This is a genomic window from Pseudoclavibacter endophyticus (assembly GCF_008831085.1).
Classification (GTDB): Bacteria; Actinomycetota; Actinomycetes; order Actinomycetales; family Microbacteriaceae; genus Pseudoclavibacter; species Pseudoclavibacter endophyticus.
Map to the genome: position 1 here is coordinate 72,692 of NZ_WBJY01000001.1, position 14,295 is coordinate 86,986.

The 14,295-nt window shown below is 71.1% G+C and carries 13 protein-coding genes; 8 read left to right on the top strand and 5 right to left on the bottom strand.

Annotated features, from left to right (window positions below; translation table 11 throughout):
- Positions 1–2 precede the first annotated feature (2 nt).
- From F8O04_RS00315 to nucS, 3 genes are all read right to left on the bottom strand, one after another.
- Positions 3–476, bottom strand: coding sequence for a DUF3224 domain-containing protein (locus F8O04_RS00315; protein ID WP_158027341.1), 474 nt, complete (start codon positions 474–476; stop codon positions 3–5).
- A gap of 91 nt (positions 477–567) precedes the next feature.
- The gene (locus F8O04_RS00320; protein WP_158027342.1) at positions 568–1,302 is read right to left on the bottom strand and encodes an HAD hydrolase-like protein; all 735 of its coding nucleotides are present in this window, start codon (positions 1,300–1,302) and stop codon (positions 568–570) included.
- A 42-nt stretch (positions 1,303–1,344) separates the two neighbouring features.
- Complete coding sequence (gene nucS, locus F8O04_RS00325; RefSeq protein ID WP_158027343.1) at positions 1,345–2,040, bottom strand: endonuclease NucS; 696 nt, start codon at positions 2,038–2,040, stop codon at positions 1,345–1,347.
- 328 nt (positions 2,041–2,368) lie between these two features.
- On the opposite strand from nucS, the gene F8O04_RS00330 reads away from it, so the two are divergent.
- Positions 2,369–3,778 (top strand): hemolysin family protein, encoded by a 1,410-nt coding sequence (locus tag F8O04_RS00330; protein WP_158027344.1) that lies wholly within the window; start codon positions 2,369–2,371, stop codon positions 3,776–3,778.
- Complete coding sequence (locus tag F8O04_RS00335) at positions 3,775–4,788, top strand: CNNM domain-containing protein (RefSeq protein ID WP_158027345.1); 1,014 nt, start codon at positions 3,775–3,777, stop codon at positions 4,786–4,788. The genes F8O04_RS00330 and F8O04_RS00335 overlap by 4 nt, the downstream gene beginning before the upstream one ends.
- 83 nt (positions 4,789–4,871) lie before the next feature.
- Here the strand turns inward: F8O04_RS00335 and F8O04_RS00340 are convergent, their stop codons facing one another.
- Complete coding sequence (locus tag F8O04_RS00340; protein WP_158027346.1) at positions 4,872–6,221, bottom strand: MATE family efflux transporter; 1,350 nt, start codon at positions 6,219–6,221, stop codon at positions 4,872–4,874.
- A 94-nt stretch (positions 6,222–6,315) separates the two neighbouring features.
- Between F8O04_RS00340 and F8O04_RS00345 the strand changes: the two genes are divergently transcribed.
- Positions 6,316–8,307: a M13 family metallopeptidase gene (locus F8O04_RS00345; protein ID WP_158027347.1), complete on the top strand. Its 1,992-nt coding sequence runs from the start codon at positions 6,316–6,318 to the stop codon at positions 8,305–8,307.
- A gap of 77 nt (positions 8,308–8,384) precedes the next feature.
- On the opposite strand, the gene F8O04_RS00350 is transcribed toward F8O04_RS00345, so the two are convergent.
- The gene (locus F8O04_RS00350; protein WP_158027348.1) at positions 8,385–9,827 is read right to left on the bottom strand and encodes a glutamyl-tRNA reductase; all 1,443 of its coding nucleotides are present in this window, start codon (positions 9,825–9,827) and stop codon (positions 8,385–8,387) included.
- A gap of 93 nt (positions 9,828–9,920) precedes the next feature.
- Between F8O04_RS00350 and hemE the strand changes: the two genes are divergently transcribed.
- From hemE to F8O04_RS00375, 5 genes are all read left to right on the top strand, one after another.
- The gene (gene hemE, locus F8O04_RS00355; RefSeq protein ID WP_158027349.1) at positions 9,921–11,162 is read left to right on the top strand and encodes a uroporphyrinogen decarboxylase; all 1,242 of its coding nucleotides are present in this window, start codon (positions 9,921–9,923) and stop codon (positions 11,160–11,162) included.
- A gap of 2 nt (positions 11,163–11,164) precedes the next feature.
- Complete coding sequence (locus tag F8O04_RS00360) at positions 11,165–12,859, top strand: protoporphyrinogen/coproporphyrinogen oxidase (RefSeq protein WP_188726362.1); 1,695 nt, start codon at positions 11,165–11,167, stop codon at positions 12,857–12,859.
- A 181-nt stretch (positions 12,860–13,040) separates the two neighbouring features.
- Positions 13,041–13,304, top strand: coding sequence for a hypothetical protein (locus F8O04_RS00365; protein WP_158027351.1), 264 nt, complete (start codon positions 13,041–13,043; stop codon positions 13,302–13,304).
- A gap of 38 nt (positions 13,305–13,342) precedes the next feature.
- Positions 13,343–13,909 (top strand): phage holin family protein, encoded by a 567-nt coding sequence (locus F8O04_RS00370; RefSeq protein ID WP_158027352.1) that lies wholly within the window; start codon positions 13,343–13,345, stop codon positions 13,907–13,909.
- Complete coding sequence (locus tag F8O04_RS00375) at positions 13,902–14,261, top strand: DUF3618 domain-containing protein (RefSeq protein ID WP_225734781.1); 360 nt, start codon at positions 13,902–13,904, stop codon at positions 14,259–14,261. Before F8O04_RS00370 ends, F8O04_RS00375 begins: the two co-directional genes overlap by 8 nt.
- Positions 14,262–14,295: the final 34 nt, after the last annotated feature.

Genomic DNA, 14,295 nt, shown 5'->3' on the forward strand with positions numbered 1-14,295 from the left:
GGTTACCGAGGCTCTTCGAGCTCGCCCGCCGACTCGGCGACGACCTCGGCGTCGAAGGCCGCGTCATCGTCGGTGAACGCGATGTCGAGCACGAGCGAGTGCTCACCGTTGACCACGCGGATCTCGCCGGAGCCGGTGATGCCGGTTAGTCCGCCCGTACCCGAGTCCGGGACGATGCGGAGAATGCCGTCGTCGGCACCGGAGCGGCCGCGCGTCATGGTGTTGACGTGCCAGAAGTTGCACGTCCCGGTGCGGCCGAGCAGCTCGCCGTCGAACGCGTCGATGGCGACGTAGGTGCCGGAGCCGTGCTCCTCGGAGAACGCCCCCGCGAAGAGCACCTCCGCACGCCCCGTGATGTCCGGCCCCGTGAGGTCGCGAACGATGAACGCTCCGCCGAGCGGCGTGCCGGTCTCGACCCCGACCTCGCGGCCGTTCGCATCCCACGTCTCGATCGTGAAGTTTCCAATCGCGCGCATGCCCTGAGGGTACCGAGCAGACCCGGGCGCCGCATCGAAGGTGCGCCTGTCGCGATCGGGCGGACTGGCCTGGATGACGCGGGCGGCCGGATCAGGCGGGTTCGAGCCCGAGCAGGCCCGGCAGCCGCGCGGGATCGTCGACGACCGCGACCGAGCCGGCCTCTTCACCGACCGTGCCGTAGCCCCACGTCACGTAGACGCACGGGACGCCGTGCTGGGACGAGCCCTCGACGTCGTAGAAGCGGTCCCCGAGCATGATCACGTTGGAGAGGTCATGGCCCTGCGTCTCCAGCACACGGAGCGCTTCGGCGACGACGTCAGCCTTTGCGCTGCGGGAGTCGTCGGGCGTCGCGCCGACGACCGCGTCGAATGAGCGATGGAGCCCGAAGTGCTCGAGCACCCGAGCGGCTGACTCCTGGTTCTTGCTCGTGGCCGTCGACATGGGTATCCCGGCGTCGTGCACGGCGCGGATCACATCGGCCATGCCCGGATAAACCCGGCTGTTGGCCTCACCCTCCTCGCGGTAGATGTCGCGGTAGACGCCGAGCGCGTACTCGAGCTCGACGATCTCCCCGAGACCGTGCTCCCGGAACGAATCGAGAATGGGCGGGCCGATGTAACTCACCAGGTCGTCGTACGGCGGCACTTCGAGCCCGAGGACGGCGAGCATCTTCTGAATCGACGAGATGATGCCCGGGGCCGAATCGACGATGGTGCCGTCGAGATCCCACAGCACGGCGGTGAACGGGGGCCGTCCCGTTCCCCGTGGCAGGTCGACGAGCGCGGTCGTCGCGGTCGCGGCGGGCTGCGGTCGCGTCGCGCTCATGGTCACCGGGGCAGCCTACCGGGACGGATGCGACAGGGCCGATCAGAACAGGCGCGTGTGACCGACGTCGACGCCGCGAAGCTCGTCGTAGTCGAGCACGACGCAGCGGATGCCACGATCTTCCGCGAGGGTGCGGGCCTGGGGCTTGATCTCCTGCGCCGCGAACACCCCCTGCACGGGCGCGAGCAGCGGGTCGCGGTTCAGAAGCTCCAGGTAGCGGGTGAGCTGCTCGACGCCGTCGATCTCACCGCGCCGCTTGATCTCGACGGCAACGGACGCCCCCGTGGCGTCGCGAACGAGCAGATCGACGGGACCGATCGGCGTCTGGTACTCGCGGCGAACCAGCATGTGGCCGTCGCCCAGGACACTGACCTGCGCGGCGAGCAGCTCCTGCAGGTGGGCCTCGACGCCGTCTTTCGTGAGGCCGGGGTCGACGCCGAGGTCGTACGACTCGTCGGAGAACACCTCGAAAATGCGCACGATCAGGGCATCGCCCGTCTTGCGCTGCGTCACCTTCCACACCTCGGTGACGCCGACCGAGGCCTGCGCCTCATCGGGCTCGATCGTCTCGAACGAGCACGGCGGGCTCATCCAGTTGAGCGGCTTGTAGCTGCCGCCGTCGGAGTGCACGAGCAGCGACCCGTCGGCCTTGAGCATGAGCAGGCGCCTGGCGGCCGGCAGGTGGGCGCTGAGTCGCCCCGCATAGTCGACAGAGCATTGAGCAACGACGAGTCTCACGGGCACAACCTACCGATCCGCCACCCGTTCCACACACCTCAGCGGCCCGTGGCGGCCACGATCGTGCGCACCGACTCCCGCCGATTTCTCATTCCGGATGGTCGCGGAGCGGATCCAGCCGATATCTCGGCCATCTCACCCTCGAATCGCCTATGCTCATTCCACCCGCGCACTCGAGCTGCGGGATCTACTGCACCTCCGGGAGTGTGAAGCCGCAAATGGACTCGTCCGCGAGCCCAGGGTCGTCACCCGACGACCCGAGTCATAGTCCGAGCCCGATCGAATTCCGCCGCCATGACGCGGCCGCATCGCACGAGGCGGGCACGCGATGATCGAGGCCCTGCTCACGCTCTTGCTCGGCGCCATCGCGATCCTCGCGATCATCGCCGTGAACGGGTACTTCGTCGCGCAGGAGTTCGCCTATATGTCGGTGAACCGCACGCGCCTCTCCGCACAGGCCAAGGCAGGCGACGCCGCGGCGGAGCGAGCCCTGCGCGTCACCCGTCGGACGTCGTTCATGCTTTCCGGCGCGCAGCTGGGGATCACGGTGACGGGCCTCATGGTCGGCTACGTCGCAGAGCCGTTGATCGGCGAGTCGCTCGGCGAACTCCTGGGAGACGTCGGCGTGCCCCCGGCTGTGAGCATCTCGGTCGGCACCGTGCTGGCCCTGGTTGTCGCGACCGTCGTGCAGATGCTCTTCGGCGAGCTCTATCCCAAGAACCTCGCCATCGCGAATCCCGAGCCGCTCGCCCGCAGCCTGGCGCGCTCGACGCTGGTGTACCTCACGGTGTTCGGCTGGCTCATCGCGGTATTCGATCGCGCGGCCAACGCACTTCTGCAGCTGCTGCGGATCGAACCCATCCATGACGTCGACACGAGCGCGACGCGCGAGGACCTCAAGCACGCGATCGCGGACTCCCGCGAGAGCGGGGATCTCCCGGCCGATCTCTCGCTGCTCATCGAGCGCGTGCTCGAGTTCCCCGAGCGCGACGTCGAGCACGCGACGATCCCGCGTGCCCGCGTCGACGTGATCCCCGCGGATGCGACGGTCAACGATGTGCGGGAGCGCATGGCCCGCGGGCATTCGCGTTACCCGGTGGTGGATTCGAGTGGGCAGCCCGTCGGCGTCGTCGAACTCTCGTCCCTGCTGCGCGAGCATCACCCCGACGACGCTCCCGTGCAATCGATCATGAGGGAGCCGCTGCTCGTACCGACCCTGATGCCACTCCCGGCCGTTCTGGGCGAGTTCGCCGAGACGGGTGATCAGCTCGCGTGCGTCATCGACGAATACGGCGGGTTCGCCGGGATCCTGACCCTCGAGGATCTGGCCGAGGAACTGGTTGGCGAAATCACTGACGAGCACGATCCTCAGCCGGCGCCGTTCGCCGAGGCGGTTGACGAGGTGACTTGGATCGTCGACGGGGATCTCGCGGTCGACGAGGCTGCGCGCGTGATCGGCCATGCCCTCCCGGAGGGTGATTACGAGACCGTCGCGGGCATGGTCATCGCGCACCTCGGGGCGCTGCTGGATGTGGGCGATCGCACGAGCGTGCCGCTGCCGGAGGACCCGTCCGAGTCCACGCTGACCGGCCCGCAGCACCGACGTCTCGACGTCGAGGCGCTCGCGGTGCAGCACCACGTGCCCAGCAGCCTGCGGATCACCCTCGCCGAGGGCCAACACGACGGGCCGGAACGGCCGATCGCGGACCGGCACGGGAATGGACGGGGCCAGCGATGACTGAGGCACTTCTCGTAACGGCGGTCACGGTGTTCCTGATCGCGCTCAGCGCCTTCTTCGTCGTCATCGAGTTCGCGCTGCTCGGTGCGCGACGACACCGCCTCGAGGCCGAGGCCGCGTCGAGCGCCTCAGCGAGGGCCGCGCTGCGGGGCATCAACGAGCTGACGATCATGCTGGCGGTCGCGCAACTCGGGATCACCGCGTGCACCTTCGCGCTCGGCGCCGTCACCAAACCGGCCGTCGACGGGTGGCTCGGGCCCGTGTTCCACGCGATCGGCGCTCCGCCGTGGCTGGCGGACGGCGCCGCCTTCGGGATCTCGCTGGTGTTCGTGACGTTCCTCCACCTCGTCGTCGGCGAGATGGCGCCGAAGTCGTGGGCGATCGCTCATCCAGAGTTCGCCGCCAAGATCATCGCGCAGCCTGCGCGCGCCGTGGCGTGGGTGTTCCGGCCGCTCCTGCTCTGGATCAACGCGATGGCCAACCGGCTCGTCGCGGCGAGCGGCGTCACGCCGGTCGAGCGCGCGGCCGTGGGCGGGCAGGATGCCGATACCATCCGTCAGCTCGTCGAGCACTCCGCCTCCGTCGGCACGCTCGAGGAGTCATTCGGCCTGCAGCTGTCAGAGATCATCGACCTGGCGCGCCTGACGGTGCGCGATCTCGTACCGGACGGGAGAGAGCTCACGGCGGTATCCGTCGACGGCACCGTCGCCGACGTGCAGCACGCGGCTGCGCGCTCGGGGCACATGCGCGTGCTCATCGGCGGCGACGCCCAGGTTCCCCGGGTCGTGCACGTGCGCGACACCCTGCTCGAGCCGGCAGACGCCCCGGCGCTTCGCCTCTCGCGTGCCGCGCGGACGATCGCGGACGATACGCCTGCCTACCACGCGCTCGCCCGGATGCGGCAGGGCGGCGAGCAACTCGCGGTCATCACCAGCGAATCGCGCCGGCTCGGAGTGGTGACCATCGCCGACATCCTGAGGCACGTCCTGCCGCCGGCCGTACGCAACTGACGCCGCGAGCGCGGCGGGCAGCGAGCGCGGCGACGGTGCAGAGCGTCCCGCCGGAACGGCCCGTCTTGGGCTCGCGCCCGGGATCACCGGGTCGCGCCGGTGATCATCCAGTCGTCACCGCGTGATCGCCACCAGAGCGTGAGCGCCCGGGTGCCGAGAAAACCGCCGCCGAACACGGCCCACAGTGCGACGAGGGAGGTGGGCCCGTTCCACCCGAGGGCCGAGCCGAGCGCGATTACGGCCGCTTCGAGGGCGACGAGAACGACGAGCGGCACGACGCCGGCGATGGCGAGGTAGCGCGCATCCCCGGCCCCGATGAGGATGCCGTCGAGCACGAAGACGTAGCCGGCCAGCGGCAGCGTGAGCGCGAGGGTTGCGACGCCCCACGGCAGCACGGCGAGCACGCCCACGTCGCTTGTGAACACGCGGCCGAGCACGGGCGAGGCAGCGAGGAACGCGCACCCGAGGAGGGCGCCGAACCCCACGGCCCATCGAATCAGCCGGGTGGTGACGGCCCGCACCTCATCCCGGTCGCCAGCCCCGAGGCCCCGGCCCACGAGCGCCTGCCCGGCGATCGCGAGTGCGTCGAGGGCGAAAGCCGTGAGGTTGTAGAGCGTGAAGAGCACCTGCAGCGCGGCGAGCTCGTCGACGCCGATGCGTCCGCCCATCCAGACGACCGTCACGAGCGATGCGCGGAGCGTGAGAGTGCGGAGGATCATCCAGCCCGATGCCCGCAGCGTCTCGCCGCGCCGTCCCAGCCCCGGCGCGAGCGACACCTCGTTGGCGCGGGCGGCGCGGACCGCGATGACCGCGTACACGAGGGCCATGCCCCACTGCACGGCGACGGTGCCGAGGGCCGCGCCGGCGATGCCGAGCCCGGCCGCGTAGATGAGCGCCGCGTTGGCGCCCGCGTTCACGGCGGCGCCGACGATCGACACGATGAGCGGCGTGCGCGTGTTCTGCAGGCCACGCAGCAGCCCAGTCGCGGCGATCACCACGAGCATCGCCGGCACACCGGCGAGGCTGATCAGCAGGTACGTCCACGCCTCGGCGCGCGCGGCGGGGTCGCCCGTGAAGAAGGAGATGAGCCACTCGCCCGCCGGCAGGCCCGCGGCGGCCAGCACGACGCCGACGCCGAGGCCGAACCACATGCCCTCGATGCCCGCGCGAATGGCCCCCGGCGTGTCGCCCGCCCCGAGCCGGCGCGCGACGATCGGCGTCGTGGTGTAGGCGAGAAACACCATGAGACCGATGGCTGTCTGCAGCACCGTCGAGGCCACGCCGAGACCGGCGAGCGTCTCGGAGCCCAGGTGGCCGACGAGCGCCGTGTCGGTCAGCAACAACAGGGGTTCTGCGATGAGTGCCCCGAGGGCCGGGACGGCGAGGGAGAGGATGCGCCGGCCCGGCGCCGGTCGCTTATCGGGCTCGGACACGGGACCTCCCACTTCAGCTCAGCTGCACACTAGCCACTCCCAGGCCCCGGCACTGTGCCCGCTCGTCCAGCGCGAGTCCAATACGCTGGCGCGTATGACTCGGGAAGACACTGCTGCATCGCAGGGCACGACAGGGCTGGTTTCGGGCATCGATCGCTCGGGGTTCGACGAGGCGGTGCGGCCGCAGGATGACCTCTTCCGCCACGCCAACGGGGCGTGGCTGGCCACCACCGAGATCCCGGCGTCGCTGCCGTCGTACGGCACCTTCATGAAGCTGCATGAGGAGGCCGAGGTCGCCGTGCGGACGATCCTCGAGGAGGGCGCCTCGGCCCCGGAGGGCACCGAGACGAGGAAGGCCGCCGACGCCTACGCCGCCTACATGGACAAGGAACGGCTCACGACGCTCGGCATCGCCCCGATCGCCCCCGACCTTGCGCAGGCGCTCGCGGTCTCGAGCATCGACGAGCTGCTGCTCGTGCTCGGCCGGCACGAGCGCCAGGGGCTCGCGGGTTTCACCTCGCGTTTCGTGTATCCCGACGCCGACGACCCCGAGCGGTACGCGCTCTATGTCGAGCAAGACGGCCTCGGCCTGCCCGACGAGAGCTACTACCGCGAAGAGCAGTACGCAGAATTGCGGGAACAGTACGTCGCGCACATCGGCCGGATGCTCGAGCTCGCCGACGTCACGAGCCCTGCGGAGCGTGCCGAGCGCGTCATGCTCCTCGAGACCGCGATCGCCGCACATCACTGGGACACCGTGACGACACGGGACGCCAACAAGACGCACAATCCCCGGGCGTGGGCCGAGTTCGCAGCTCCGTTCGGAGGCATCGACCTCGAGGGCTGGCGCGCGGCGCTGGGCGCGCCGGCCGGCGCCTACGACCGGCTGATCGTGCGCGAGCCCAGTTACATCGAAGGCGTCGCGGGCCTGCTCGTCGACGACCGGCTCGACGAGTGGCGCGACTGGCTGCTGTGGCAGATCGTCGCGCAGAGCGCGTCGCTGTTGAGCCCGGAGCTCTCTGCCGCGAACTTCGACTTCTACGGCAAGACCCTGCAGGGCACGCCGGAGCAGAAGGAGCGCTGGAAGCGCGGTGTCGCGCACGCGCAGTCGATCGTGCCCCACGCGATCGGAAAGGTGTACGTCGAGCGCCACTTCGCCCCCGAGGGCAAGGCCCGAATGCTGGAACTCGTGGGCAATCTGCTCGAGGCGTACCGCGCATCCATTTCCACGCTCGACTGGATGACCCCGGCGACGCGTGGCCGTGCGCTCGACAAGCTCGAGAAATTCGTGACGAAGATCGGCTATCCCGACCGGTGGCGCGACTACGGCGACCTCGAGGTGTCGCCGCTCGACCTCTTCGGCAACGCGCGCCGATCGAGCGTGTTCGAGGCGGACTACGAGTACGGCAAGCTCGGCGGTCCCGTGCGTCGCGACGAGTGGCTCATGCCGCCGCAGATGGTGAACGCGTATTACTCGCCCGGGGAGAACGAGATCGTGTTTCCCGCCGCGATCCTGCAGCCCCCGTTCTTCGACCTCACTGCTGACGACGCAGCGAACTACGGCGCGATCGGGGCCGTCATCGGCCATGAGATCGGGCATGGATTCGACGACCAGGGCTCGAAGCGCGACGGTGACGGTCGGCTCGTGGACTGGTGGACCGACGAGGACCGTGCCGCCTTCGAGGCGCGAACGGGCTCACTCATCGAGCAGTATTCGGAGCTGTCGCCCGAGGGCGCCGACGGCGCGACCGTCAACGGCGAGTTCACGATCGGCGAGAACATCGGCGACCTCGGCGGGCTCGGCATCGCGTGGAAGGCCTACCAGGCGTCACTCGATGGCGGTGAGGCGCCCGTGATCGATGGGCTCACCGGCGCTCAGCGCTTCTTCTACGCCTGGGGGCAGGCGTGGCGCACGAAGACGCGCCCCGAGTTCGCCAAGCTGCTGCTGCAGGTCGACCCGCACTCCCCGGCCGAGTTCCGCTGCAACCAGATCGTGCGCAACATGGACGCCTTCGCCGAGGCGTTCGACCTGCGCGAGGGCGATGCCCTCTGGCTCGACCCGGAGCAGCGCGTCAGCATCTGGTAGCTGTCGGAGGGCACGGAACGGCCTTCGGAGGGGCGCGACGCGGGGGCGCCGTCCGGCTACGCGGGGGCGCCGTCCAGCTAGGCGGCGGCGTGCGGGCAGCGCGGGGCGCGGACCGCCGGTCCGCCGGCGAGCGACATGGCCGTATCGTCGGCGCTCGTGTGGCTGGCGCAGACACTGCCGGATGCGCATGCAACTGCCGACGAGACGCTCACCTCGTGCGACGTGGCCGCGAGAGAGGCGAGATAGGGACAGGCCTGTGCCTCTGGCCGCTGGGCGGCGCCGGGCTCGAGCTCGGGCACGGTCACGCCGAAGAGCAGCTCGATGGCGTCGACGAACTCCTGGCCGCGCCCCTCGCGCGCGAGCTGCTTCGCCCGGGCAGACGGCTGGTGCAGGATCTGGTTGGCGAGGCGGCGCAAGGCCAGCGCGCCCTCGTCGCCGAGGCGGTCGCCGACCCGTTCGACCTCGCGCTCGGCGATGTCGACGACGTGCGAGCGGAACGCCGTGATGGCGTGGTGCACCTCGGCCTCTGCCTCGCTCGCGCGGAACTCGGCGGCGGCGCGAGCCACGATGCAGCGGGCCTCGTCTGCGGCCGTGAGCTCATCGAGCGGCGCGTGGCGCCGGATCGTCTCGAGGTCGAGCAGGTCGACGCCGTCGAGCCGGCCGACCATCGGGTCGACGTTCCGGGGCATGCCGAGGTCGATGACCAGCGTTGAGAGGGCGCGTCCGGGTGCCATGCGCGCAGCCTGCATACCGGCGTGGTCGAGCACGGGCTCCTCGACGTTCGAGCAGGTCACGATGAGGTCTGCGCTCGCGGCGGCCTCGAGGTAGGCGCTGTCGCTGACCGCGTCGACGCCCTGCCGCTCCGCAAACCGGTTGGCGCGGCCGGAGGGCGAATAGGTGCCGACGTGCTGCACGCCGCGATCGCGCAGCGCCTTGAGCGATGCCGCTGCGTAGTTGCCGGTGCCGACGAGGAGCACGCGTGCGCGTGACCAGTCGGTGATCTGAGACTCGGCGAGATCGAGCGCGAGGCGCACGAGCGAGCGGCCCGCGGTCTGCAGGCCGGTGCCGTGCTTCACGCTTCGCGACGTGGTCGATGCGCGCTGGAACAGCTGCTCGAGGCGCGACGTGGTGAGCGAGGCGCCGCGAGCGTCGTCGAGGGCCCGACGTACCTGGCCCGAGATCTCACCCTCGCCGACGACGACCGACTCGAGTCCGCTCGTGACCGAGAAGAGGTATTCGGGCACGTGGTCGCCGCGAACGACGGCGAGTTGATCCCGAAGCGTCCCGACGGGAGCGCCCAGCACGCGCGAGAGCTCCGTGTAGAGCCGCGGCATGAGCTCGTCGGCGTCGGACACCTCGAGGTAGAGCTCGAAGCGGTTGCAGGTCGAGAGCACGACGCCGCCGTCGATGCCGTCGACCGACGACAGCAGACGGTCGACCGACGTTCGGTCGGCCGCGGACAGCTTCTCGAGCACCGAGAAGTCGGCGCTCCGGTGGCTCGCACTCAGACACAGCAGCATGATGCGGCCCATTCTACGACGCATCGAAGTCGGTGGGATTCGGCCGATCGGCCACACGTTCGGATCGGAGGGCGGGTGCGCGAGAATGGGCGGATGCTCGACACCGCTGGGAACGACACCGCCGCCATCAACGCCGCAGCCGCCGGCGCTCCCGCAGCCGGATCGGCGGCAGCGCTGCCGAGCCGGCCGGAGCACCCGGCCCACGAGCTGGCGCCGCTCGATCTCGCGCACCCGCTCGCCTCGGGGGCGACGGCCGAGGCGCCGTTGATCCGCGCGGCCCGCGGCGAGCGGAGCGAACGCTTGCCGATCTGGTTCATGCGGCAGGCCGGCCGCTCGCTGCCGGAGTACCGTCGCGTGCGCGAGGGCGTCTCGATGCTCGACTCGTGCCTCCGCCCCGAACTCGCGGCCGAGATCACGCTGCAGCCCGTGCGGCGGCACGGCGTCGATGGGGCCGTCTTCTTCTCGGACATCGTCGTGCCCCTCAAGCTTGCCGGCGAGCAGGTCGAAATCGTGCCGGGGCGTGGACCGGTGTTCGCCACCCCCATCCGCACCTCGGCCGAGGCGCACGACTTCGCCGCCCGCGTGCGCGACCGCATCGCTCCCGAGCTCTTCGCGCCCATCAGCGAGGCCGTCGCGCTCACGGTCGCCGAGCTCGGCTCGACGCCGCTCATCGGCTTCGCCGGCGCCCCGTTCACGGTCGCCGCGTACATCGTCGAGGGCGGCCCGAGCAAAGACCACCTCCGTGCCCGCGCCCTCATGCGTGCCGACCCCGAGGCCTGGCACGCCGTCGCCGGTGCGATCGCCGAGCTGTCGGGCGCCTTCCTCGAGGCGCAGGTCCGCGCGGGCGCCAGCATCGTGCAGCTGTTCGACTCGTGGGCGGGCTCGCTGAGCGTCGAGCAATACCGTCGGTCGGTCGGCCCGTCGAGTGCGGCCGCGCTCGAGCGCGTTCGGTCGCTGCGCACCCCCGGGGGCGAGCGGGTGCGCACGATCCACTTTGGCGTGGGCACGGCCGAACTCCTGCGCGACCTGCACGCGGTCGGCGCCGACGTGCAGGGCGTCGACGACCGCATCCCCCTCGACGAGGCGTCGCGGCGACTCGGCGGCGAGGTGCCGCTGCAGGGCAATATCGACCCCGCCGCGCTCGGGGCAGGGCAGTCGCTGCTCGAGCAGCACGCGCTCGACGTCGTGCGCCGAGGGTTCTCGGCGCCCGCCCACATCGTGAACCTGGGCCACGGCGTGCCGCCCGAGACCGATCCCGACGTGCTCACCGGCCTCGTCGCGTTCGTGCACGGCCTCGACGGCCGCACGCCGCCCGAGCCGGACCGGCAGGAATGACCGTGGCGGCGAGCGCCGACAGCGCCGACCTCGTCGTGGTCGGCGGGGGCATCGCCGGGCTCGCGGCGGCGCGGCGCGCGGCGCTCTCGGGCGCACGGGTCGTCGTGCTCGAGGCGGGTGACCGCGTGGGTGGGATGCTGCGGGCGGCCACCCTCGGCACCGGTGGCGGTGCCGGTGACAACGCCCCGGAGCTCGTGGTCGACATCGGCGCCGAGGCATTCGCGGTCCGCGGCGGCGCGGTCGAGCGCTGGCTCGGCGAGCTCGGCCTCGCCGGCGAGACCGTCGAGCCTTTGGCGCGAGGGTCGTGGGGGTACGCGGACGGCGAGGCGTATCCGCTGCCGAAGACGGGGCTGCTCGGCATCCCGGCGCACGCGGGCGCACCCGACGTGCGCGCTGCGCTCGGCGTCGAGGGGGCCGCGAGGGCCGCCGCCGACGCGATGCTGACGCCCGACGTCGGCTCGCAGGCCGGGTCGCTCGCCGAGCTCGCGCGCGTCCGGATGGGCGATCTCGTCGTCGACCGGCTCGTCGCGCCCGTCGCGCGCGGCGTCTACTCGACCGATCCCGCGCTGCTCGACCACCGACGCATCGCGCCGGGCCTCGCCGACGCCATCGCCACGGCGGGCACGCTCGGGCTCGCCGTCGCCGGACTTCGCTCGGCGGCCCCCCCGGGCGCCGCCGTTCGCGGGTTCCGCGGCGGCATGTGGCGCATCGTGGGCGCGCTCGCCGAAGAGCTCTCCCGGCTTGGCGCCGACGTGCGGACCGGCACGCGCGTCGCGTCGCTGCGTCGCCTCGATCACACGTGGAACATCGACCTGGCGGACGGTGGCCGGCTCCGCGCCGACGCCGTGCTGCTCACGGTGGACCCGGCCGCCAACGGTATCGACGTCGACGGGCTCGGCGTCCCGACGGGCGATCGCGTCGGAACGGCCGATCAGGCGACGGCGGGGGCGCCCATCGGAGACGGTGGCGCGGAATCGCTGCGCGCCGGCGAACCGATCACGCCCGCTGAGGTCGTCGCCGTCGCCGTCGAGGCGCCTGAGCTCGACGCCTTCCCGCGCGGCACGGGCGTGCTCGTGGGCGATCCGCCCGGCGAGGTCTCTGCAAAGGCGCTCACGCACGTGACGGCGAAGTGGGACTGGCTCGCCGAACGGGTGCCGGCCGGCATGCACGTGCTGCGGCTCTCGTACGGATCAGGGCTGCCGCGCCACGTCGCGAGACGACCCAGGCGCACGAGTTCGAGCGCGGCGAGCGATTCGGCCGCGGCGGTGTTCCCGGCGCGGGGCGCGGCCGGATTCGGAGGTGGATCAGGCACTTTTGCCGGCTCCGGGACCGCGCGTCGGGCGAGCGGGGCGGACGCGCGCGAAGACGCCGCTCCGCTCACGAGGGGGCTTGGCGGTGACGAGCTGGCCGACCTCGCTCTCCGTGACGCCTCGGAGCTGCTCGACGTGCCGCTGGAACGCACCCGCCTGCGCGCGCTCGCTCGGCGGGAGTGGCGCATCCCGTACCCCGCCGCGCGCATCGGTCGCGCCGACGAACTCGACGCACTGCGCGATCGCGCCGCAGACCTTCCGGCCTTCGGCGTCGCCGGCACGTGGATCGACGGCACGGGCCTCGCGACCGTCGTACCCGCGGCCGAGCGCGCCGCCGAGGCACTGCTGGGCCCGTCGAGTGAAGGGCCCGCGCGCGAGACCGCCTGACCGGCGAGGGACTGGGAGAGGCCTGCGTGAGCGGAATGGCTGAGGAGAAGGCCCGTCGGCCGAGACGTGCGTGCACCCCCGGCAACGTCCAGCACAACGACGGTGTCACACACAGATTCGTGGCACTAGCCTTGAAGCGTCGTCCGGGCAAGGCGGACGCACCATCGCTGATCGGAGTGTCATGAAGAAGCTCGTGTTCATCATCGGTCTCATCGTCGGATACGTCTTGGGGGCGCGTGCGGGCCGCAGGCGGTACGACCAGATCGCCGAGAAGGCAAAGAACGTCTGGGAGTCGACGTCCGTGCAGCACCAGGTCGGCAAGGCCGAGGAGAGCCTCAAGACGGTCGCCGGGATGGCTGGCGACGCCGCGCTCGACGGCGTGAAGAACCTCACCAACCGCGTCATCGACTCGAAGAAGTCGTTGCGCGAGCCATCGGCGAAGTAGCCGCGGCACGCCACGCGCGTGCGGAGGAGAGGGAGCCCATGAGCAACTATTCGACGCCAGGAGCCGACAACCGCCTCGGCGCGGCCGCGTACGGTGCCGCCGGCGGCAACACCGCGCCGGGCGGGCCGGCCGCGGGACACACGCCGCCAGATCCGGACCGCGAGCCACTGCGCGCGCCGTTCCCCAGGCCGGGGTTCGCTGGCAGGCGCAACCCCAAGGAGCGGGTGTCGCTCGGCACGCTCCTTGCCGACACGCCACGTCTGTTCGTGCAGCTCGCGAAGGACGAGCTCGAGCGGGCTAAGCGTGAGCTCACGGCAAAGGGCAAGAAGCTCGTCACCGGTGCCGCGCTCCTCGCCGCGGCCGCCTTCTTCGCGCTCACGATGTGGGCGGTACTCGTCACGGCCGCGATCCTCGGCCTCAACGAGGCCTTCGCCCCGTGGCTCTCGGCGCTCATCGTCGCCGGTGTTTTCCTCATCTTCGTGCTCGGACTCGTGCTCTTCGGAGTCCTAGCGATCAAGCGCAGCCTGCCGCTGACGCCGGAGGAGACGCTCGACAGCGTGAAGCGCGACGTCAACGCCGTGAAGGGACTCGGTCGGTATGAGTAATGGTCAGCAGACGGCTCCCGGCTACGGGCATCCCGTGCTGCCGCCGCGCACTATGAAATCCGAGAAGGCCGACGAGCCGAAGCCGGAGAAGGCGAAGGATACGCGCAGCGACAGCGATCTGGGCCACGACATCGAGCGCGTGCGGGACGAGCTTGCGCAGACCCTCGACGCGCTCGAATACAAGCTCGACCTCCGCGCGCGCGGGCAGGAGTACCTCGAGGCGACGAAGCGGAGGCTCGCAAAGCAGTGGGACGACAACCCGCTTCTCGTGGGCGGCATCGCGGCCGGCGGGGTCCTCGCGCTCGCTGGGGCCCTCGTCGGCGGAGTGGTGCTGGCACGTCGGGGGCGCTGAGCGACCGCGACGACGCCGACAACGATTCAGGCAC